This window comes from Nostoc sp. CmiVER01, assembly GCF_034531135.2.
In the GTDB taxonomy this organism is placed as follows: domain Bacteria; phylum Cyanobacteriota; class Cyanobacteriia; order Cyanobacteriales; family Nostocaceae; genus Nostoc.
Genome location: NZ_JAVRBU020000031.1, coordinates 1 through 18,943 on the forward strand (window position 1 = coordinate 1; position 18,943 = coordinate 18,943).

17 protein-coding genes are annotated in these 18,943 nt (G+C 41.7%); 3 read left to right on the forward strand and 14 right to left on the reverse strand.

The genetic code is table 11. The features are described from left to right. Positions 1 to 246: 246 nt before the first annotated feature. From RMZ43_RS33710 to RMZ43_RS33765, 12 genes are all read right to left on the reverse strand, one after another. A complete protein-coding gene (locus tag RMZ43_RS33710; RefSeq protein ID WP_322648114.1) occupies positions 247 to 648 on the reverse strand; it encodes an alternative oxidase in 402 nt (133 codons plus the stop codon). 134 nt (positions 649 to 782) lie between these two features. Then, positions 783 to 980, reverse strand: coding sequence for a hypothetical protein (locus RMZ43_RS33715; RefSeq protein ID WP_322648115.1), 198 nt, complete (start codon positions 978 to 980; stop codon positions 783 to 785). Between the two features lie 241 nt (positions 981 to 1,221). Next, positions 1,222 to 1,662, reverse strand: coding sequence for a DUF1622 domain-containing protein (locus RMZ43_RS33720; RefSeq protein ID WP_322655824.1), 441 nt, complete (start codon positions 1,660 to 1,662; stop codon positions 1,222 to 1,224). A 4-nt stretch (positions 1,663 to 1,666) separates the two neighbouring features. Then, positions 1,667 to 2,491 (reverse strand): MIP/aquaporin family protein, encoded by an 825-nt coding sequence (locus RMZ43_RS33725; RefSeq protein WP_322648117.1) that lies wholly within the window; start codon positions 2,489 to 2,491, stop codon positions 1,667 to 1,669. Between the two features lie 181 nt (positions 2,492 to 2,672). Then, the gene (locus RMZ43_RS33730) at positions 2,673 to 2,852 is read right to left on the reverse strand and encodes a hypothetical protein (protein ID WP_322655825.1); all 180 of its coding nucleotides are present in this window, start codon (positions 2,850 to 2,852) and stop codon (positions 2,673 to 2,675) included. Between the two features lie 75 nt (positions 2,853 to 2,927). Further along, on the reverse strand, positions 2,928 to 4,487 hold the full coding sequence (locus RMZ43_RS33735; RefSeq protein ID WP_322655826.1) for a GMC family oxidoreductase: 1,560 nt from the start codon (positions 4,485 to 4,487) through the stop codon (positions 2,928 to 2,930). Positions 4,488 to 4,533: 46 nt separating this feature from the next. Continuing rightward, positions 4,534 to 4,965, reverse strand: coding sequence for a hypothetical protein (locus RMZ43_RS33740; protein ID WP_322655827.1), 432 nt, complete (start codon positions 4,963 to 4,965; stop codon positions 4,534 to 4,536). A gap of 81 nt (positions 4,966 to 5,046) precedes the next feature. Further along, positions 5,047 to 5,670 (reverse strand): DUF302 domain-containing protein, encoded by a 624-nt coding sequence (locus RMZ43_RS33745; RefSeq protein WP_322655828.1) that lies wholly within the window; start codon positions 5,668 to 5,670, stop codon positions 5,047 to 5,049. Between the two features lie 222 nt (positions 5,671 to 5,892). Then, the gene (locus RMZ43_RS33750) at positions 5,893 to 6,948 is read right to left on the reverse strand and encodes a catalase family protein (protein ID WP_322648122.1); all 1,056 of its coding nucleotides are present in this window, start codon (positions 6,946 to 6,948) and stop codon (positions 5,893 to 5,895) included. Positions 6,949 to 7,085: 137 nt separating this feature from the next. Further along, entirely contained in the window at positions 7,086 to 7,493 is a 408-nt protein-coding gene (locus RMZ43_RS33755; RefSeq protein ID WP_322648123.1) for a hypothetical protein, read from the reverse strand. Positions 7,494 to 7,648: 155 nt separating this feature from the next. Then, complete coding sequence (locus tag RMZ43_RS33760; protein ID WP_322648124.1) at positions 7,649 to 8,587, reverse strand: NAD-dependent epimerase/dehydratase family protein; 939 nt, start codon at positions 8,585 to 8,587, stop codon at positions 7,649 to 7,651. 123 nt (positions 8,588 to 8,710) lie between these two features. Further along, positions 8,711 to 9,124, reverse strand: a complete 414-nt coding sequence (locus tag RMZ43_RS33765) for a CVNH domain-containing protein (protein WP_322648125.1) — start codon at positions 9,122 to 9,124, stop codon at positions 8,711 to 8,713. Positions 9,125 to 9,372: 248 nt separating this feature from the next. On the opposite strand from RMZ43_RS33765, the gene RMZ43_RS33770 reads away from it, so the two are divergent. After that, positions 9,373 to 12,549: an S-layer family protein gene (locus RMZ43_RS33770; RefSeq protein ID WP_322655829.1), complete on the forward strand. Its 3,177-nt coding sequence runs from the start codon at positions 9,373 to 9,375 to the stop codon at positions 12,547 to 12,549. On the opposite strand, the gene RMZ43_RS33775 is transcribed toward RMZ43_RS33770, so the two are convergent. Beyond that, on the reverse strand, positions 12,536 to 13,243 hold the full coding sequence (locus RMZ43_RS33775; protein ID WP_322655830.1) for a tetratricopeptide repeat protein: 708 nt from the start codon (positions 13,241 to 13,243) through the stop codon (positions 12,536 to 12,538). The two genes, RMZ43_RS33770 and RMZ43_RS33775, sit on opposite strands and share 14 nt — an antisense overlap. Positions 13,244 to 13,523: 280 nt before the next feature. Here RMZ43_RS33775 and RMZ43_RS33780 point away from each other — a divergent pair, with 280 nt between their 5' ends. Then, complete coding sequence (locus tag RMZ43_RS33780; protein ID WP_322655831.1) at positions 13,524 to 16,175, forward strand: CHAT domain-containing protein; 2,652 nt, start codon at positions 13,524 to 13,526, stop codon at positions 16,173 to 16,175. Positions 16,176 to 16,228: 53 nt separating this feature from the next. Here RMZ43_RS33780 and RMZ43_RS33785 read toward each other — a convergent pair whose 3' ends face one another. Beyond that, entirely contained in the window at positions 16,229 to 17,008 is a 780-nt protein-coding gene (locus tag RMZ43_RS33785) for a DUF928 domain-containing protein (RefSeq protein ID WP_322655832.1), read from the reverse strand. A gap of 456 nt (positions 17,009 to 17,464) precedes the next feature. On the opposite strand from RMZ43_RS33785, the gene RMZ43_RS33790 reads away from it, so the two are divergent. Then, entirely contained in the window at positions 17,465 to 18,937 is a 1,473-nt protein-coding gene (locus RMZ43_RS33790; RefSeq protein ID WP_322655833.1) for a sigma-70 family RNA polymerase sigma factor, read from the forward strand. Positions 18,938 to 18,943: the final 6 nt, after the last annotated feature.

Below are 18,943 nucleotides of genomic sequence, written 5' to 3' on the forward strand. Positions count from 1 at the left end.
ATCAATTTAAACCCTGTTATGTTTCTAGATGATTTCACTTATTTACTACTTACTTATCCCGGAAAGTGACAGAAGAGAGATAATCGATGCATCGATGACACGCAATCCTATTCTCCTTAGTTGAGCGATCGTTTTCATAGTTTGTTCCTCTAGTTCTTTTAGGTCGCAAAAGTGCTGATAATTCATTTGTCTGCAAAACAAAAGTCAGGAGCTTGTCTCTTTAATTACGAATTAGTAATTATTTGGTTAAACTTCTGCTTCGCTCGATAAAACTTTTGTCGCTTCAAAAACTGTATGGGGACTTTTGAAGGTTAGCCGTGCTTCTGGTTTCTGGAGTGCCACCATAGTTTTCACATGTTCGCATTCGTCATCACGGATGTTCGCGAACACATCGTATAAATTATCTACTCTAGGATGACGAAACTTACCCTTTAGTGTAGTCTGGACTTCCTCAAACATATAGAGATCGCCATCACGGTAGTAGTCGATCGCGACTTGGGGAGGTGTTTGAGTTTTCAGTTCCTGTTCATGAAGTTTTAAGTAGGTGTCATAAGTGTGGTAAGCATGATTTTCGATGAGTTCCATCAGGTAGTAGGCATAAGAGGGAAACAATATATAAAGTGGTACGACCACCCAGTAGTAAACCACAGCAACGTGTTGAGCGATAAAGCGATCAATCCAATAGCGATGTCTGACGACAAGCCGCTACGCGTCTACGTCCCCCAACGATTCCATAATCAATAGATGATGTAATTCGTTCTAAATTTCAGCAAAGTGAACTTTCAATAAGTCAGCCCTGCGCCAAAAACCAGCGTCTCGTAAAGATGCAGTACCGATAGATAGGAAAAGTAAGGAACGCGGGCGATGGTTTCCAGTGCATAAAACCGAGGGTAGGAACGATTTCCGTAAACGACATCGACAACGAATACGAAAAAACTGACGATCGCTCGAATCAAAACTTTCACAGTGTATTCCTCCAAAATTAAAACGTATTACAGGAACTTTAGGTTTCGACTTCTCAGAGAAATTTTGAACGAGTCAACTACTGTTATGGCTTGCTCCTACACCCTCACACTCCACACCCCACCCCTTCATAGCAAGAATTTCATCTTTACAAAGCCTGCCTATTCTTAATGAACTACCTGAACTTGATGAGTAACTGGAGCATGAACAATATGCACATTGATTCACAATTCTGAATTCTGAGTTCTGAATTCTTCCTCAAAGTTTGCAGTTGCCATCAAGAGGGTAGGCTGTTTCTCGTAATTCTCGTAATTCTCGTACTTCTCGTTGTAAAAAGAAGTTGAGGAAGGTACGGATTCCAGTAATCGCTGCAAGTTTGGCCACTGCATCCCACGAGGGGGAAATAGCTGTACCGACGATATCGGCAGCTAATAGAAATTCCAGCGCTAAGGCTAACACCACTCCAAATTCTAAACGGATTGTTTCTTGGAGAACCTGATCGCGTCTCCAAAAACGTAAGATTTTTTGGAGTGTGAGAATAATAGCGATCGCAACTGTTAAAATTGCAATGCCTTCCAGAAACACTTTCAAAAACATCGCAAATTCTTGCAATAATCCTTCTGCCAAAAGCGTCAACCCAGAGGTGTGTTCTGCACCAGAGTCTAAGGTAGTAGCTAGACAATTAGTATAAGCCGACACCCATCTAGGCTCGTTTTTTCGAGTGTGAGTGATGCTGGAAATGAGGGAGTTTGACATTTTTGAAAATACTGGGGTAATCAAAAGCGTGATAGAGCTTCCCCGTCAGAACATCTCGTTTGCCTAGCGCGATTAGCCGAAATGCCCCCACCGCGAGCGCGGCACCCATTAGCGGAGCAATCCCATAAATCCACTGATGATGCCAATTTCCTGTTATCAGTGCCGGAGCGAAACTCCGCGCCGGATTGAGACTTGTTCCCGAAATTGGAGCTTCTTGCCACACCATCCCGGCAATTAACAGCCAAATGACCAAAGGTGTCCAGCGCATCAGCCGATGATGACTGACAAAGATAAAAATCGTCAACACCAACACAAACGTAATTGTGACTTCTGATAAAAATACAATCCACAGTGGATAATTCAATCCAGGTAACGTCATGCCGTTACTAACGCTTCTGGCATAATCTCCCCATAGAGTCACGAGCAGGAACACAGCAGCGATCGCTCCTAGAAATTGTCCAATCATAAAGCCAACAAAATCTTGGAAGTGCATTTTGCCATGTATCCAAAATGCGAGTGAGACAGAAGGATTGATGTGAGAACCACTCAGTTTACCGATTGGAGAAACAGCTACAATCGCTCCACTTCCAGCAAAAATGAGTCCCGTAATTAACCGCCGAATGCTTGAATCAGGCACAAGCTTTTCCATTGGCAAACCGTGTCCAAAGTTAAAGACGATCGCACTCAAGCCGATGAAAATATTGAAAGTGGCTCCCAGGAATTCTGCAAAGTATTCGCGCCAATGCCACTGATTCAGAACGTTACTGTGCATATTTCGTAAATTTTGTCAACGATTTTGTTTTCTAAAATGAAGAAGATTCAGAAGCCAGAATTCAGCAATCTTAAGCGTGGGGGATTCAGACCCGTTACTAATTGAAGACCACCAAATTAAAAATTTGATGTGGTGTTTCACCGTTTATTCATCCACTTTTCGGGTGACGCTCCTAACGTCGCTAACGCTGCGCTAACAGCAGTCGCTCATGGGAGAAACCCCCAAGACCGCGCTGCTTCACCAGTTGCACAGAATTAATACTGAATTCTGACTCCTGAATTCTGTTTCGATAAAGCGATCGCCAAGGTGAGCGAGTTATATCATGTCCGCCTAAATAGTTATAATTCCCGCATTTATGCAAAACTAGGAAAACTTCTTTCCCCCTGCTCCCTGCCCCCCTGCGGTCTTAATGATAAGTCTTTCACCGAACACGATATTACTGGGCAATTGCTGTCTGTGGTTGCTTTGAAACGCGAAGAGCTGCTTTAATTAAGTCGGCTGCTTTTTCACCGATCATAATGGCGGGCGCGTTCGTATGTCCTGTGTTGAGAGTTGGCATAATCGATGCATCGACGACACGCAACCCTTCAATTCCATGTACCCGTAGTTCGGGGTCTACAACCGCCATTGGGTCAGTACCCATTTTGCAGGTGCCGATCGGATGAAACACCGTACCGCAATTTTCTCGAACGTAGGCTTCAATGGCTGTATCGTCAGTCACATCTGCGCCAGGAGCAACCTCCCGACCTCGAAATTCATCAAAAGCACTAGTTTGAAACAATTGGCGCATTAGTTTAATCCCAGCAACAAACTTTTGCACATCGGATTGACTTTGCAGATAATTCAGTCGAATCACGGGGGCATCGTTGGGATCAGATGAACGCAAACTGACACTGCCAATGTTTTGGGGATGAACCAAAGCGATTAAACCCGTAAAGCCCACACCAGAGTTGGGATAGCCAGGCGGTGCCCACATAATCGGGCCAAAGATTAACTCTAAATCTGGTGCAATCCCCTGATTAATTTCGCTATGCACAAACAATCCAGCTTCAGCACAGCCATTGCTGGTAATTGCCGTATGTAAATCCTGATTTGCCTCGTAGGGCACTGGAATGAGAATGTGGTCTTGTAGGTTCTGACCCACACCCGGCAAATCAGCGACAACCGGAATGCCCATTGCTTGTAATTGTGCTTTATCTCCAATGCCGGAAAGCATCAGCAGCCTGGGCGAGTCGAACGAACCCGCACTTAAAATCACTTCCTGGTTGACTCTAACCTGATGAAACATACCCTCATGCAGATATTCCACACCAACGGCGCGAGTACCCTCAAACAACAAACGTGTTACTAACGCACTTGTTTGCACCGTTAAGTTCGGGCGATCGAGAATCGGCACTAAGAATGCAGCCGCAGCACTGTGTCGTTTGCCATCTTTGACGGTCAACTGGATAGGGCCTGCTCCTTCCTGCTGCTTGCCGTTGAAATCAGGGTTGTAGTCATATCCCAGTGCGATGGCTGCGTCTACAAAGCGTTGAGAGATGGGCGCAGGAGAAGCAACATCAGTGACGCTCAACTCCCCATCCACTCCGTGATATGCATCAGATCCGCGTTGCTGGTGTTCGGATTTCTTGAAATAAGGCAAGACATCCTGATAACTCCACCCAGGATTTCCGAGTTCCTGCCAGCGATCGTAATCGGCAGCATTGCCCCGAATATACACTAGGAAATTAATCGAACTGCTGCCACCCAGAACTTTACCACGCGGACAAAAGATTCTGCGATCGCCCAGATACGGTTCTGGCTCAGAGAAGTAGCCCCAGTCTACTTCAGTACCAGGTAGGGTTGTGCAGTCTAACGGGATGTGAATCTCTGGTTTCGTATCAGGATTACCCGCTTCAAGTAATAACACTGTTGTTTCACCATCTTCTGTCAGACGATTAGCAACCACGCAACCTGCCGAACCCGCACCAATCACAATGTAGTCATATTGAGTCATGATTCTTTTTCCTAGTTTATTGTCTGTCATAGATTTTTGGAATACATCAAATCTGTGCTATGCCACCATCTGCCAGAATCCCTTTTGACTGTCGAATCGATTTCAATCCTTGCTCACACAACCAACAGCCCAACCCATCTATCACTAAGCTAAGAATGGCGGTAACGAAAAAGAGCAAACCCCAGCCTGACCAAGAAACTTGAGAAATATGAGCGGGACTCATGGCAATCAAATGAATGTAGGTTGAAACCAAGATTGAACCTATCAATGCGTTGAGCAAAAACCAGATTTTAATGCGGTAGAACCGCGTCCAAAGTAAAATAGCCGCAATGATAGGAGCCAGAAAAATGACAAGCACTACAAACGAACTTTGAAGCAAAGAAAGAGGAGCTGGAATTTTAATATGGGCTAAACCATGCAATCCATTTATAATCTCGTGTATCACCACGATCGCAATTCCATATTGAGCAATTTTCATGGGTTATCTCCTGATTAGAGCTTTCAGCAACACCATCGAACTACAGCAGAGTGCCACCTGCGATTGTGGCAATCTCCGTGGCTAATTTGCGGCAGCATTCGCTAAACGCAGCAAGACTCCATCGATCGCAGTTGCAACCGTACTTAGTTTTGCGTTTTTGTACTGCGCCATTACGGGTGAGAGGCGATCATAGGAAATCTTAGTCACACCCTGGCTGTCCTCAAAAACGTAGATTTTTGTTGGTAGGTAAAGTCCTACTTCCGGCCCACCAGCTTCAAGAAGTTTTCGCGCCGTCAAAGGATTGCCGATGATGAAACAATTTGCTTTCATCTTGATCGGCACACGGGACATCACCTTTCCCCAATTCAAAAATCCGACTTCAATTAAGTGACTTCTACCTGCCAACGGCTCAACTTCAGCAGCGTACTCATCGAAGGTCTTACTGGCTGAGAGCAACCGCATTAAATCCTCTGTACTGGTTTTGCCGAGTTCGGCTTGTAGGTCTTCAACGGTCTTTTCAAATGGTTTGGTCGAGGTGACGACTACATGAATGTTGGAAAAATTCTGTTCTTGTGGGTTGGACTGAGTGTTGAACACTGCAATTCCCTTCTGGGGAACTGCTTGAGCGAAAATAGGTGTGCAGAGTGAGGTTGCAAGAAGTGCTGCGGCAAAGAGCTTTGGCAATGGCAAAGAGATAGTTTTCATGGTCTGTCTCCTCTTGTAAGGGCGTGACTAACTAGACAGATTCAAAAATCGACTGAGCGTACCTGGAACGTCGATACAGAACCGAATTTCTTCTGTGAGATACCCAAGTTTTGTTGCATAGCCTCACCAGAAACCCAGTTTCTCGAAATACTGTACCGACGCTCTCAGAATTTGATTGGACTGTACCCAAGAGTAGTTGATGTAAGTAGTAGACGAGAACGGTTATTGAGGATCGTCTAAAACTGAACTGTATGCTTGTGGTTCTTCGATACGGTGTTGTGCGTACTTCCGTCGAGCCTTAACGATTTCCTGATACACCTTCTTGCGAGCTAAGTTGACGCTACCCAGAGGTTCGTGTTCGAGCAGGGTGTGCCAAGCCATGAATGATAATCCTTCATCCAACCGCTTCCGTTCCTCGAAGTCAAATTTCTGAGCGGGAATTTTGATGGTCGCCAGTTTGATATACGGTGAGTCTTCCTCTTTCCACTCCTGCATCGGATTCTCAATCGGCGTTTTCTCATCGTTGACATAAAGCTGCACTAGAAAGTCAAAGGTGGCATCCTTACCCTCTTGTGTCAGGTATTTGACGACTGCCTCACGCAAATAAGTATCTGAAGTGGGGGTTGCACCTGGTGTATCTTGCTGATGAGGCTTGACAGAAAACTTGATCGCCTGTGAGCCAAGCCGAAAGGGAGTCGCACTCCAGTATTGGATTAGCAACGGATTTGCCACTTGTTTGCTGGTAATCTCTTTGAGAATTTCAAATGTGGGAGCAAGCGATCGCAATTCTTCTTCATTTGCCTGACCGACGCTTGCTTTAGTCAGGTTGGCAAACCCTTGAGCATCGCGGACAAAGAACACCGGATGATTAATCAGCAAAAAGTCTTGGGTTTCCTGCTCATCATCCAGCACTTTTTCACCCTCTACCTGTAGAAGTTTGATAGCGAGTGCCCGAACATCGGGTACAAGATCCGATGTTAGCTGACCGCGTTTGTGTGCTGGGGAAGCATTGGAGGGTCTAACCCAAATCGGGTAAGTCTTGGGCTGGGCAAAGACACCCACCTTCAACGATTCAGGAATATTGTCCTCAACTTTGAACTCTCCCCAAACCAAGCCGTGTCCTTTAGGATGGTCTTTTCGCAGGTCTGGGCCTTTCTCGGCTTGAACTTTGAGATCGATGTCCACGATGGTATCGGTAGCTGCTTCTTGGGCAACAGTGTCCAGGATGGTATCAGTAGCCGTTTCTTGGGTAGCAGTGGATAGATTAGATTGGCTCATGGTTCTTTATCCTTATTGATTGTGAGTGTTTCAAGACTGAGAAAATGAGGATTACCAAACAAGGTAAAAGTTAAAAGGCAAAAGAAAGAAAAAAATGCAAAGTGTTGCGATTTATGGGAATGATGATAGTTACTAACTCATAAGACCTCCTCTGGTTGCTGGATTGTTTTCAATGCCCGTATACCAATCCAACATCCCAATGCATCTACTATTAATATGAGGATGGCTGTGATTTGGAAAAGCATACCCCAACCTTGCCAAGAAACTTGAGAAAGATGATCGGGGCTAATTACGATCAAATGATTGTAAATTCCAAAAAGGAGCGATCCTGCTATTGAAAAGAGCAATAGCCAGCTACCAAGGCGGTAGAACTGTGTCCAAAGTAAAAAGGCTGCAATGATGGGAGTCAGAAAAATTACAATAACCACGAACGAACTTTGAAGCAGAGATAAGCCAACAGGGATTTCGATATGTGCTAAACCATGCATTCCGTTAGCACTCGCATGGACGATCGCGATCGCTGTTCCATATTGAGCAATCTTCATTTTTATTCCTCCTGAGTAGAAAACTTCAACAGACATCATTCATTGATGGCAGTGCGATCGCAGATCGCAAATATGCAATACCGCTCGACTTAACTGAATTTACGGCGACCGAAAATTATTGATAAGTTTGTTAGATTAATTTGTTTTGCTGTAAGTTACCTTGCACTGACCACGGGTGCATCAACCATCCATTCTAACGATCGCGGCTGAAAATTTAATTCGCGTTTTGCCTTGGCATTCGATGCGCCTCGCATCTGAGTACCGTAGTAAACGGCATCCGCACCACCGATTTGCAGAGCATCTGCAACCGATATCTGCGGCGGCGATGGAGCATTAAGCCAACGAGCAAAGGCAGGGAGCCACTCGCGCACCTCTAAAGGGCGATCGTCCGCAATCAGGTAAATACCAGGATTGCCTCGCTCTGCTGCTGCAACTGTAGCGATCGCCGCATCTTCAACGTGTAACCACGACCATACACCTTCGCCATTGCCGACGATCGGGAATTGTTGCTGCCGTACTTGTTGAGCAACGTCGCCATCGGCAGCAAACCAAGTGCCAGGCCCGTAGAAGAAGCCATAACGCAAGGCAATTCCTTCTAGATTGGGCGTTTCGAGTAAGCGACGTTCGATTTCAGTCACCGTGCGAGCATCTGCTGCAACTGCGGGTGAAGCATCCAAAGATAGTGGTGTTTCTTCATCTGCCAATCCAGTTCCGGGAACTCCCCAGAATGCGATCGACTGCCTTAAATAACGACGCACACCTGCCGCTTGCGCTGCTGCCAGCACATTAGCACCCCCTTCTTGACGAAGACGCTGGTTGAGTGGTGCTGCTGCATTCATTGACTCGCCAGTGTAAGTTTTGGGTAAAGCAGTGAGTTGTTCGATAACCACTTCCGGTTGAGCGTGGATGACAGCAGCAATGAGCGCTTCTGCATCGAATACATCTGCGATCGCCAATTCCACACCTTGTTCGGCTAAAGTTTGTGCTTTTTCTGGAGAACGGGTCAACGCAACTACATCATGTCCTTGCCTCAACAATTGCGCGATTAGCGGACGACCGATCGCTCCCGTTGCCCCAGCAACAAAAATTTTCATTTGTGACCTCCTGTTGAATGGCATACTTTTGCGTCCTTTAGACACTATATGATTTGTTGTTCAAGCAAATCTTCGTTGATTTACAATGCTTCATTCGTCCAGTTATTGCTCAGTAATTGAAATCTAATATTTCAAGTTTCCATCTTCATTGCGGATTCCTCGAATCTTTATTTTGCTAAAGATTGCCTCTGCTCTATTAATTTTGGCGCAGGTAGCAGATAACTCGTCAACTATAACTATCGCACTATAGCAGCTATCTTGGAAAGAAGCAGGAGAATTTCCACCATCATCTACCAATAATCCATTTCGATTGTTTATTCCTCTTAACACAACAGTAGTTCTCTTGTCGCTACCATTTATTTTCCTACAAGTAGCACTAAGTACATTTGAGTGAAGACTAATATCTCTGCAACTATATTGGAAAGTACTAGGGGAAAGAGCAAAAGCAGGACTTGCTACTGTTGCTGTTAGTATCAAACCGACAACAGTACTAATACGAAAGTAAAACTGTTTCAGATTGGTTGTAGTTACTTTCATCTTGTTCACCTTGATGATGTGAAACTTGAGTTCTATAAATCTATGGGTGTAAGCGAATCTGTATTATGCAGTTCGTGAAAAAAATATTTCCGCTCCTACCTCAAAACCTGTAACTTTGTACTTCATATACAAGAAAACTGCTGTATTTGCAATTGCTGAGTCATTTCCTGTAATCTTCTTAAAGTATTTATATGTGGAGACTGCACTCAAGATTTTTGTTCAAGCATAGCTAGAGGCAAGGCAGCAAGATGAGCCAGTGGTATCTCAATCTGTGGGTAATGGTAGGCAGTACTTTGTGGGTACTGGGTTGTATTCAACCGATCGCAGCTCAAGTGATTCCCGATAGTACGCTACCTGGGGAGGAGCGATCGCAAGTTTCTGGCAATCCCAATTTCCAGATTAACGGCGGAGCAAGGCGGGGTGGCAATTTGTTCCACAGTTTCCAATCGTTTTCTGTACCGACGGGAGGCTCTGCTTACTTCAATAATGCCGCAGATGTGCAGAACATTTTCAGCCGTGTCACAGGTGGGTCAATCTCCAACATTGATGGCGTAATCCGGGCAAATGGAACGGCGAATCTATTTTTGCTCAATCCCAATGGCATTGTCTTTAGTGCAGGTGCTTCACTTGATATAGCGGGTTCTTTTGTTGCCAGTACCGCAAGTAGCTTGAAATTTGCTAATGGCTTTGAGTTCAGTGCTACAAATCCTCAGTCTGCACCCCTGCTAAGTATTAATGTACCAACAGGTTTGCAATACGGAGTAAATCCAGGAGCGATTCAGGTTAAGGGCGATGGTCAAGGACAATTGATAGATAATACATTTGGGCTGCGAGTACAATCGAATCAAACTTTAGCGCTAGTAGGTGGTGATGTCAGCTTAGAAGGAGCAACACTCTTGACTGGTGGAGGACGGATAGAACTGGGCAGTGTTGCAGGAGAAGGGTTAGTAAATCTCACCTTTGACAATAAAAGTTTTTTCTTAGGTTATGATGCCGTGCCAAACTTCGGCAACATTCAACTATCCCAGCAGGCAACAGTTGATGCCAGTGGTGCGGAGGGTGGTAATATACAAGTGCAGGGTAAGCGTATCACTATTACCGACGGTTCCCAGATAGCGACAAATACTCTGGGAGTGGGGCAAGGTGGAAATTTAGTAGTTCATGCTACTGATGTGCTAGAGGTAATTGGTACCTCTAACGATGGTCAGTATCCGAGCAGTTTGTTAGTTCAAGCTGAAGGTACAGGAAATGCGGGAGAGTTGCGGATTGATACCCAGAAATTGCTGATTCAAGATGGGGCACAGGTTAACGCTAGCACTTATGGAGAGGGCAAGGGTGGGAATTTATTTGTCACTGCCGACTCTGTGCAACTGATTAGTAACTCCAACGATGGTCAGTATCTGAGCAATTTGTCAGTTCAAACTGAAGGTACAGGAAATGCGGGAGAGTTGCGGATTAGTACCCAGAAATTGCTGATTCAAGATGGATCATTTATTAGCGCTGGCACTAATGCAGCAGGCAAGGGTGGGAATTTGTTTGTCACTGCCGACTCTGTGCAAGTGATTGGTAGCACCAAGGATGGTCAGTATCTGAGCAATTTGTCCGCAGAAGCTCAAGGTACAGGAAATGCTGGAGAATTGCACATTGATACCTCTAAATTATTGATTCAAGATGGGGCCTTTATTAGTGCTGGCACTTTTGGAGCGGGTAACGGTGGGAATTTGTTTGTCACTGCCGACTCTGTGCAGGTGATTGGTAGTACCAAGCTCGATCAGTATCCGAGCGATTTGTCAGTTCAAACCCAAGGCACAGGAAATGCGGGAGAGTTGCACATTGATACCCCTCAATTGCTAATTCAAGATGGCGCACAGGTTAGTGCTAGTACTTTTGGAGCGGGCAAGGGTGGGAATTTGTTTGTCACTGCCGACTCTGTACAAGTGATTGGTAGCACCAAGGATGACCTGTATCCGAGCAGTTTGTCGGCTGAAGCTTACGATACAGGAAATGCTGGAGAGTTGCACATTGATACCCGTCAATTGCTCATTCATGGCGCACAGGTTAGCGCTGGCACTAGAGGAGGGGGCAAGGGTGGAAATTTGTTTGTCACTGCTGACTCTGTGCAAGTGATTGGTAGCTCTAAAAATGGTCAGTATCCGAGCAATTTGTCAGTTCAAACTAAAGGTACAGGGAATGCGGGAGAGTTGCACATTGATACCCCTCAATTGCTGATTCAAGATGGGGCACAGGTTACTGCTAGTACTTTTGGAGCGGGCAATGGTGGGAATTTGTTTGTCACTGCTGACTCTGTGCAAGTAATTGGTAGCTCTAGGAATGGTCTGTATCCGAGCAATTTGACAGTTCAAGCTAACGATACAGGGAATGCTGGAGAGTTGCACATTGATACACCTCAATTGCTGATTCAAGATGGGGGACTTGTTAGCGCTGGTACTACAGGAGCGGGCAATGGTGGGAATTTATTTGTCACTGCCGACTCTGTGCAAGTGATTGGTAGCTCTAACGAAGGTCAGCATCCAAGCAATTTGTCAGTTCAAGCTAAAGGTACGGGAACTGCTGGCTCATTGTTTGTGGAAGCTAACTTTATCGGTTTGGACAACAATGCAGAAATCACTGCTGACACTACAGGAGGCGGTGGTAATATTTTCCTACGTACACCCTTGTTATTGTTACGCGATCGCAGTTCTATTACTACCAACGCTACTGGCGCAAATATTCCCGGAGGTAATATCACTATCGATGCAGCAAATGGTTTTATTATTGCTGTTCCTCAAGAGAATAGTGATATTAGTGCCAATTCTTTAGACTTTCGTGGTGGTCGAGTTGCAATCAACGCTCAAAGCATTTTTGGGATGCAGTATCGCAGTAATATACAAACTCCACAAAGTGATATCACTGCAACAGGGGCAAGTCCACAGTTCAATGGTTCAGTGCAAATTAATACACCAGATGTAGATCCCAGTTCAGGATTAGTACAATTGCCAGCCGATTTTGTAGACCGCTCTGGTTTGATTGCTCAAGGTTGTCCTGCAAATAAAGGCAATTCATTTACCATTACCGGACGCGGCGGTTTGCCACCTCTACCAACCCAAGCGCTTCGCACTAATCAAACTGCAACTGTTGATTGGGTGACATTGAATCCTCAAGAACAAAAAAGCACAAATGTCACAGAAAATTCACATTTAGGCAGGGGTCTGTGGCACAAAAACCGTAAATTAGAAGTTCAACAAATCAGCACCCCGATTGTGGAAGCTACTGGTTGGGTAATAAATAAGTCTGGCGCAGTGGAGTTAACAACACGGACAAATGCTTTAAATTCTGCGATCGCCTCCGGCGGAACTTCTCTTCGAGACGCTACGCTAACGTCCATCGCAGCTTGCCCATCCCCAGCCGCCGCTATTCAAAAATAATTTGTAATTCGTTTAGCCAACTTTCAAGTTGTAAATGCAAGCGATAACTAAAAACTTCCTTTTTGGGATCTATACGGGACAGTAGTATAAAAGCACGATTATAAGCAGTTAGCGCACAATTCCAATTACCCCAAAGATGATAAGTTCTACCACATTCAGCCCAAATATAAGCTTCTAGTTGACCAAAAAGCAATGCTATCTCAAAGTTCTCAATTGCCTCTTTGTATTGCCCTAAATCACGTAAAGTAATGCCTCGATTAATCCTAGCTCGAACATAGGTAGGATTTAAATCAATTGCCCGATCGTAGTCGGCGATCGCTGCTGCTAAGTCTCCACAAACAACATAGTAATTTGCTCGATTGTTATAAGCACCTACTAATTTAGGATTAAGCTTTAAAGCAGTATTATAGTCACAAAATGCTTTTTGCTTCTCGCCACTCCTAAAATAGATTGACCCTCGGTTGTTGTAATCAATAGCATTATTAGAATCGCGGTCAATTAGTTTGTTAAACAATGCGATCGCTTCACGATATTGTCCTTGTTGGGCCAATTTCAAAGCATTAAAGCGAAAATAATTCTTATCAAAAACTAATTCGCTGCTTTTTTTCATATCATGCTCAAGAGGATTAATTGTAGTAAAGGCTACAAATTCAGGAGAATGATTTTGTTGGATTGTAGAAGCTAGAGTTGGCATATATTTATCTTGATGATGTGAAACTTTACTTCTATATAGCTATGGGTGGAAGGGAATCAATATTATGCAGCTAGTGCTAAAAAATAAAATAACTTGATTTGAGAAGATTTGTAAAATTAACAGTCGTGTTTGGTTAATACCAAATCAAAGTATGATGAACATTAAAGTTTTAAACGCAAAGGAGTGCTGAGGTTCACGCAAAGGGACGCGGAGGTTTATCTTGATTTACAAAATACGCTTTTATTTTAAGAAGTGGTTAAGAATAATTACAATAGCTGTTTTGACTACTTTTTTAAGCATTTGGGGAGTTTCATTTCCTGCTTTTTCCCAGTTTACTCAGACGCAACCAAATGCTCAATTGCTGGTTGAACAAGGTCGAAAACTCTATGAAACCGGACAGTTATCTGAAGCAGTAACAGTTTTACAACAAGCAACAGATGCTTTTAATCTGCAAAAAGACGAACTAGGAAAGGCAATGGCGTTAAGCAATCTTTCGTTAGTCTTTAAGCAAATTGGACAGTGGAAAAAAGCAGAAGCTGCAATTACACAAAGTCTCAACCTTTTAAAAAATTCACAACTCAAAACTCAGAACTTTGCAATAATCTTGGCACAAACTCTTGATATTCAAGGAAATCTGCAATTAGAACTAGGTAGAACCGAACAAGCTTTAGATTCATGGAAGCAATCTGCTGATACCTATGCTCAAGCAGGTGATGAAGTTGGTATCATCCGGAGTTTGATTAACCAAAGTATGGCAGAGCAAGCATTAGGGCTTTACCATCAAGCTCGCACCACTTTAGAAGAGTTACAACCCCGTCTTGAACAACAACCAGATTCGCTTGTTAAAGCTACTGCTTTACGTAGCTTTGGTGATGTTCTGCAATTGGTCGGAGATTTAGAATTATCCTTCAAAGTTTTACAACAAAGCCAAGACATCGCCAAAAAATTACAATCTCCTTCAGAAATTAGTGCTACTCTACTGAGTTTAGGTAATACCGCCCTAGCTTTAGGTAACAGACAATTCTCGCCGCAAAATAGTACGGGTTTTGAAAACTATACTCCGTTGCATTGTATTAACAGACCTGTCTCTACAGAATCCGTCAAATTTTACCAACAAGCAACGCAATTCTACGAAGAGACTGTCACCACAGCAACCTCACCACTTTTGCAAATCCAAGCCCAACTTAATCATTTAAGTGTATTGTTGAATCTTCAGCAATGGTCACAAGCTAAAAAATTATCTTCCGAAATCCAGGTAAAGCTGACTAAAATCATCCCAAGCTACACAGCAAATTATGCCCAAATTCATTTTGCTCAGAACTTAGTATGCTTAAAACAAGCTACCAACGCAGATATTCCTTCATGGAAAGAAATTGCTGAAATTTTAGCGAAATCTATAGAGCAAGCTCAAAGCATGGATGATGAACGTTCAGTTGCTTATGCTTTAGGCGCATTGGGTGGATTATATTTAGAAAACCAAGACTTAGTTAATGCTCAAAAACTCAGCGAGCAAGCTTTAACACTAGCCCAAGCAATAAAAGCTGGGGATATAGCTTATTTGTGGCAATGGCAACTAGGATACATACTGAGAATAAAAGGAGATATGACTGGTGCGATCGCATCTTACACTGAAGCAGTAAATACTCTTAAATATCTCCGCAATGACTTAATTACTCTCAATCCAGACATCCAATTTTCCTTTCGGGATAATATTGAACCAGTTTACCGACAATTAGTAGATTTGCTTTTGCAACCTGCATCTACAGTAAGCACAAAAAAAAGCATTAGTCAAAAGAATTTAAAGCAAGCTCGTGGCATACTTGAAACATTGCAACTAGCTGAACTAGAAAACTTCTTCCGAGAAGCTTGTTTAAAAGCCGCACCCGAACAAATTGATGAAGTGGTTGATAAAACTGATGCCACAGCAGCAGTGATTTATCCCATTATTTTAGCAGACCATTTAGATGTTATTCTCAAGTTACCAAATCAAGCTGAATTAGCTCATTATACACTTAAGAAAAAACCAACAGAAATTAAAAGTATTTTAGAAAATTTACAACTATATTTAAGACAACCAGACAGAGTAAACGATGTTAATAAATTGTCTCAACAGGTTTATAGTTGGCTAATTCAACCGTTAGAATCGGAATTAGCAAGAAATAATATAAAAACGCTAGTATTTGTACTAGATGGGGAATTACGAAATATTCCAATGGCAGTTTTGTACGATCGAAAACATCAACAATATTTAATTCAAAAATATGCTATATCCTTAGCTCCCGGTTTACAATTAATTGAACCAAAATCTTTACAAAAAGTCCAATTGAATGGATTAATTGCTGGAGTAAGTGAGCAACGCCAAATTGAAGGACGTTCATTTAGCCCACTCAAAAATGTAGAAGTTGAGTTAAAACAAATCCGGTCAGCTATACCTAAAAATGTAGAACTATTTAATCAGACCTTTACTAAAATAAACTTAGAGAATCAAGTTAAAAAAATACCATATACAGTAGTTCATATAGCAACTCATGGCGAGTTTAGTTCTAATCCAGATAAAACATTTATCTTAACTTGGGAGCAGCTCTTAAAAGTTAAGGATTTTGATAATTTAATTCGACTCAGTGGACAAAGAGAATCTAACGCTATTGAATTACTCGTCCTCAGTGCTTGTGAAACCGCTCAAGGAGACAATCGAGCTACTTTAGGACTTGCTGGCATAGCAGTACGTGCAGGCGCTCGTAGTACGCTGGCAACTTTGTGGACGGTAAACGATGAGTCTACTGCTGAATTTATGAGTCAGTTTTATCAAGAGTTAGAAAATAACAAAGTAACTAAAGCTGAAGCTCTCCGTCGCGCTCAACTTAAGCTGTTGACTGATTACGAAATTCCCTATTTTTGGGCACCATATATTTTAGTGGGAAATTGGCTTTAAAATAATTCGTAATTCGTAATTCGTAATTCGTAATTATTTGATCCTAACTTCTTTTACTGTTTAATTTTGACTTCTCCTACAAGAGGTTTTTGCGCTAAATTCTCTAGATCAACACTTTGTAGTAGGTTAGCCCATTCATTATTTAGAGTGGCATTTTTTGGTTCAGCAAGGCGGAGTTTTGCTAACTCTGTTAGGGCTGAATACCAAATACCATTTTGAGTATATAGCTGAATGCGATCGCCTACTGTCGTAGCCGTTTTTAACTGCCTTTCCAAGTCAGATGTTAAAGCTATACGTTGCACCAATCCGCGTACAAATACTGGATCAAATTGTTGTTGAGTACAATAAAGTTTAAAGTACCATTGGTATGTTTTATTAACTTCCAATGGTACGGAAGATGGTAAACTAAAGCTGACAATACCAGGTATCTTAGGAAGTGTAAAAAAAGTCCGGTAGATATCGTTGTTTGCTTCATCTTGCAAAACAAACTCTCCACTAGATACATCATCATTAAGTTGATAGGGTACAAACACCCAAAAAGTGGGATTCTCTTCAACAACTAAGCCGACTTTTTTTTCAGGTATCAAAGCTGTAAGCGGTACTTCTACAGATGGGCAGTTACCACGGCTTCCTGCTCCTCCTCTTTGAGAAGGTCTACCTCTGCTTGAACCATCTTGTGGTGATTGATTACCACTGCTAGCTGGCTGCTGAGACTTTGCTATCAATATTAAAGGATAACTGGTACAGCTAAACAGTGCCAAAAGTAAAACGATAATAAATTTACTTTGAAAGAGAGCCAATATTTTTTGTATATTTTTCAAGTTTATAATCATATACAAATTACTCTATATTCTCAAATTATTCGCATTAAATTTTCATAAATACAAGTATTATAGCAATCCTATTTGATATAAGAAAATCGTCAGTCTCAGATCAGCGTTTACTGGATAAGAATGATAATCGTTGTGAGGGGAGATTGTTGCCCCTTGAATGCGATCGCCTTCACCTATCTTACTTGATAGCTACGACCTTGGCAGAATATCAATTTATGCACTTTTCTTTTGAAAAGTGCATAAACCGATCTATGTAACACCCATTAGAAGTATAGAGGGATAATAAACAAAGTTAAACTTCTGCTCAAGCAGTCAACTGTAACAGTTTAACTTGATATCAGATTGATTTTACATTTAAATACCATTTTAAGGATGAAAAGACAATAGACCTAAAGAGTAATTTTGGATATTATTAAAAATCTTTTTAACTGATTTATGTAAAATGCAGTAAAAATCATGAAAAAACGTGAAGGTATCATACAACAATTTTCAACATTCCTCAGCTTGAGAAATGAGAGTAAAACTTTCAATTTTATGTGGAAAGCTGATGTAGTCCTAGAACGTCATATAAGTTCTCTAGTGCAGTCAGAACCAGATGAGAAAAAAGAATATTGGGCGCGTTATTTTCTAAAAACTCTCAAAGAAATATCACAGGAAGAGTTAATCAAAGTTTGCTTAGAAGTTGAGGAAAAAGAAAGAATCGATGTTTCTAAAGCATCTTCCGAAAAACTCTCAAAGTCTTCTTTAAAAGCAGAGCAACATTTGTGTGCATACTTACAGGAAACTTGTCTTTGGGCAGCTAGAAAAAGCTATCAAAGATTTAAATTCATACAGCATAAATATTCATTAGAAGAATACTTTCAAATAGCTAATTCAGGTATCTATCCTCCAGCTAAACTTCTTAAAAATTTTAATTTAAATTATGCTCAAACCAATATAGAAGGTTATGCTAAAACGGCTGTCATCCGTTTTATTAGCAATACAATTTATCAAAAAGACTTAGAGGGCAAAAGAGAAAAATTTTCTAACTACGGTCTTTTAAAAGATTTGACAAAAAAAGAGATACAAGAAGCTTTAACTATCAAAGGAATAAATCAAAATCGTGTTAATTTATACTGTTTAGCTTGGCAATGTTTAGACGAGATATATAAACCGAACCAAAAGCAAGGAAACCGTAGTTTAGAAACACCTAGTACAGAATGTTTTCAGAAAATTGCATCATTATATAATGAACGGTGCAATCAACTAGGATATTTAGAAGCACCAGTTTCAAAGGATAGAATTCAAGAAATATTAGAAATTTGTATCCAAGCAGCTCGTGATTACCGAACAAAGCATTTTCTACCTTTAGAAGACTACAACAACTTAACTGATAGCCAAAATACTGCTTTAGATAATCTTGTTCAAGAAGAAGAATGGCAGCAAGTAAGCTCACTTGTTTCAAATTTATTTTCAGCTATCCCAGAGACTGGTCAAATAATGTTAAGACTCTGGCTAGGATTAAACTTAACTCAAACTGAGATGGCAATAGTTTTGCAAAATAAATATTCTGAACTACAGAAACAATATCAAGTAGCTCGACAATTAGCAAGATATAACAAAGTACTCTTAAAAGACTTTATTAATGAGGCTAAGAAAATTTATCCTGAAATTTGCTTAAATGACGACAAAGATATCGAAATAATTAAAACATCCTTAGATGAATGCTTACAATCACACTGTCAGCAATTATCTAAAAATGTTTTAAATAAAATTACTCAAAAATTGCAGTCTGAAGGTCAAATAAGTAGTCTGAAATATACATTAAAAGAAGCTTTTATAACTCAAATAGAAATAGATATGAGTTTACCTACAGACTCTTTGGCAACAGTTAGTAATAAACTAGCTGATTTTGTAGAGGAATGGCTAAAAGACAATTTTCTTAATTAAATAACA

Bases quoted from the DNA above. Each gene is read 5' to 3' on its own strand.
- RMZ43_RS33725 (WP_322648117.1), bottom strand. From the start codon at position 2,491: ATGCACAGTAACGTTCTGAATCAGTGGCATTGGCGCGAATACTTTGCA.
- RMZ43_RS33735 (WP_322655826.1), bottom strand. From the start codon at position 4,487: ATGACTCAATATGACTACATTGTGATTGGTGCGGGTTCGGCAGGTTGC.
- RMZ43_RS33740 (WP_322655827.1), bottom strand. From the start codon at position 4,965: ATGAAAATTGCTCAATATGGAATTGCGATCGTGGTGATACACGAGATT.
- RMZ43_RS33745 (WP_322655828.1), bottom strand. From the start codon at position 5,670: ATGAAAACTATCTCTTTGCCATTGCCAAAGCTCTTTGCCGCAGCACTT.
- RMZ43_RS33750 (WP_322648122.1), bottom strand. From the start codon at position 6,948: ATGAGCCAATCTAATCTATCCACTGCTACCCAAGAAACGGCTACTGAT.
- RMZ43_RS33755 (WP_322648123.1), bottom strand. From the start codon at position 7,493: ATGAAGATTGCTCAATATGGAACAGCGATCGCGATCGTCCATGCGAGT.
- RMZ43_RS33760 (WP_322648124.1), bottom strand. From the start codon at position 8,587: ATGAAAATTTTTGTTGCTGGGGCAACGGGAGCGATCGGTCGTCCGCTA.
- RMZ43_RS33765 (WP_322648125.1), bottom strand. From the start codon at position 9,124: ATGAAAGTAACTACAACCAATCTGAAACAGTTTTACTTTCGTATTAGT.
- RMZ43_RS33770 (WP_322655829.1), top strand. From the start codon at position 9,373: ATGAGCCAGTGGTATCTCAATCTGTGGGTAATGGTAGGCAGTACTTTG.
- RMZ43_RS33775 (WP_322655830.1), bottom strand. From the start codon at position 13,243: ATGCCAACTCTAGCTTCTACAATCCAACAAAATCATTCTCCTGAATTT.
- RMZ43_RS33785 (WP_322655832.1), bottom strand. From the start codon at position 17,008: ATGATTATAAACTTGAAAAATATACAAAAAATATTGGCTCTCTTTCAA.
- RMZ43_RS33790 (WP_322655833.1), top strand. From the start codon at position 17,465: ATGAAAAAACGTGAAGGTATCATACAACAATTTTCAACATTCCTCAGC.